The organism is Puniceibacterium confluentis, from assembly GCF_007923445.1.
Classification (GTDB): Bacteria; Pseudomonadota; Alphaproteobacteria; order Rhodobacterales; family Rhodobacteraceae; genus Puniceibacterium; species Puniceibacterium confluentis.
In genome coordinates this window covers 1-2,500 of the sequence record NZ_VOJI01000056.1, presented here as the reverse complement: position 1 = coordinate 2,500, position 2,500 = coordinate 1, and the positions used below count along the sequence as shown (strand labels likewise).

1 tRNA gene and 2 rRNA genes (1 of these 3 cut by a window edge) are annotated in these 2,500 nt (G+C 55.3%); all 3 read left to right on the top strand.

Annotated elements, in window-relative coordinates:
• Positions 1 to 2,043 (top strand): 23S ribosomal RNA (locus FOY53_RS22310); it begins 787 nt to the left of the window's first position.
• Between the two features lie 185 nt (positions 2,044 to 2,228).
• Positions 2,229 to 2,343 (top strand): 5S ribosomal RNA (gene rrf / locus FOY53_RS22305).
• A gap of 79 nt (positions 2,344 to 2,422) precedes the next feature.
• Positions 2,423 to 2,499: transfer RNA gene (locus FOY53_RS22300), tRNA-Met, on the top strand.
• Position 2,500: the final 1 nt, after the last annotated feature.

The following is a 2,500-nucleotide window of genomic DNA, read 5'->3' as shown; positions in this document are numbered from 1 at the left end:
AGTTGTGCCTAGGGGTGAAAGGCCAATCAAACTCGGAGATAGCTGGTTCTCTGCGAAATCTATTTAGGTAGAGCGTCATCCGAATACCCCGGGGGGTAGAGCACTGGATGGGTAATGGGGCCCCACAGGCTTACTGATCCTAACCAAACTCCGAATACCCGGGAGTACTAGATGGCAGACACACAGCGGATGCTAACGTCCGTTGTGAAGAGGGAAACAACCCTGACCTACAGCTAAGGCCCCCAATTCATGGCTAAGTGGGAAAGCAGGTGGGACGACCAAAACAACCAGGAGGTTGGCTTAGAAGCAGCCATCCTTTAAAGATAGCGTAACAGCTCACTGGTCTAAACAAGTTGTCCTGCGGCGAAGATGTAACGGGGCTCAAGCCATGAGCCGAAGCTTAGGATGCCGCAAGGCATGGTAGCAGAGCGTAGTGTGACATAGTTCCCTGTCTCTTTAGCGACTTCGGTCGTTGCGGAGACGAGGAGCTTTCTGTGAAGCCCGGGCGTGAGCCATCGGGTGGAGAGATCACTAGTGAGAATGATGACATGAGTAGCGACAAAGGGTGTGAGAGACACCCTCGCCGAAAGTCCAAGGGTTCCTGCTTAAAGCTAATCTGAGCAGGGTAAGCCGACCCCTAAGGCGAGGCCGAAAGGCGTAGTCGATGGGAACCAGGTTAATATTCCTGGGCCAGATGGAAGTGACGGATCTCGAAGGTTGTTCGTTCTTATCGGATTGAACGGGCCGCTGAGAGGTTCCTGGAAATAGCTCCATCGCTAGATCGTACCCTAAACCGACACAGGTGGACTGGTAGAGAATACCAAGGCGCTTGAGAGAACTATGTTGAAGGAACTCGGCAAAATACCTCCGTAAGTTCGCGAGAAGGAGGCCCGGTTTCCAGGCAACTGGAGGCTGGGGGCACAAACCAGGGGGTGGCGACTGTTTACTAAAAACACAGGGCTCTGCGAAGTCGCAAGACGACGTATAGGGTCTGACGCCTGCCCGGTGCCTGAAGGTTAAAAGGAGGGGTGCAAGCTCTGAATTGAAGCCCAGGTAAACGGCGGCCGTAACTATAACGGTCCTAAGGTAGCGAAATTCCTTGTCGGGTAAGTTCCGACCTGCACGAATGGCGTAACGACTTCCCCGCTGTCTCCAACATAGACTCAGCGAAATTGAATTGCCTGTCAAGATGCAGGCTTCCCGCGGTTAGACGGAAAGACCCCGTGCACCTTTACTACAGCTTCACACTGGCATTAGGCCGAACATGTGCAGAATAGGTGGTAGGCTTTGAAGCAGGGACGCCAGTCCTTGTGGAGCCTCCTTTGAGATACCACCCTTGTTCTGCTTGATGTCTAACCGCGGTCCGTTATCCGGATCCGGGACCCTGTGTGGCGGGTAGTTTGACTGGGGCGGTCGCCTCCTAAAGCGTAACGGAGGCGCGCGAAGGTTGGCTCAGAGCGGTCGGAAATCGCTCGTTGAGTGCAATGGCAGAAGCCAGCCTGACTGCAAGACTGACAAGTCGAGCAGAGACGAAAGTCGGCCATAGTGATCCGGTGGTCCCAAGTGGGAGGGCCATCGCTCAACGGATAAAAGGTACGCCGGGGATAACAGGCTGATACTGCCCAAGAGTCCATATCGACGGCAGTGTTTGGCACCTCGATGTCGGCTCATCTCATCCTGGGGCTGGAGCAGGTCCCAAGGGTACGGCTGTTCGCCGTTTAAAGAGGTACGTGAGCTGGGTTTAGAACGTCGTGAGACAGTTCGGTCCCTATCTGCCGTGGGTGTAGGATACTTGAGAGGAGTTGCCCCTAGTACGAGAGGACCGGGGTGAACGAACCACTGGTGGACCAGTTGTCGTGCCAACGGCAGTGCTGGGTAGCTATGTTCGGACAGGATAACCGCTGAAGGCATCTAAGCGGGAAGCCCCCCTCAAAACAAGGTATCCCTGAGGGCCGTGGTAGACCACCACGTCGATAGGCCGGAGATGTAAGCGCAGCAATGCGTTCAGTTGACCGGTACTAATGGCCCGATAGGCTTGATTTGATCCAGTAAAAGACAGGCTCAGGCCCTTGCCGCTCTGCCCCGCGCAGCGCTGCATCCGCCCGACCCGTCTCTTGCGGACCGGATCGAAAGCATACACATCAAGTGTACTGACCTGGACAACGTTGATCGAGGAAAACGACCCTGTCGGCGCAGTCACCTGCACCGGCGTTCTGGGTTTTATTCGGTTTGGTGGTCATAGCGCGAGCAAAACACCCGGCTCCATTCCGAACCCGGCCGTTAAGTGCCGTAGCGCCGATGGTACTGCGTCTTAAGACGTGGGAGAGTAGGTCACCGCCAAACCTAATAAGACCCAGAACACCCGTATCTCTCTGCACGACGATCAGCGACAGACAACCGGCACCGCAAATGCCAAAAGCGTCGCGGGATGGAGCAGCCCGGTAGCTCGTCAGGCTCATAACCTGAAGGTCGTAGGTTCAAATCCTACTCCCGCAACCAA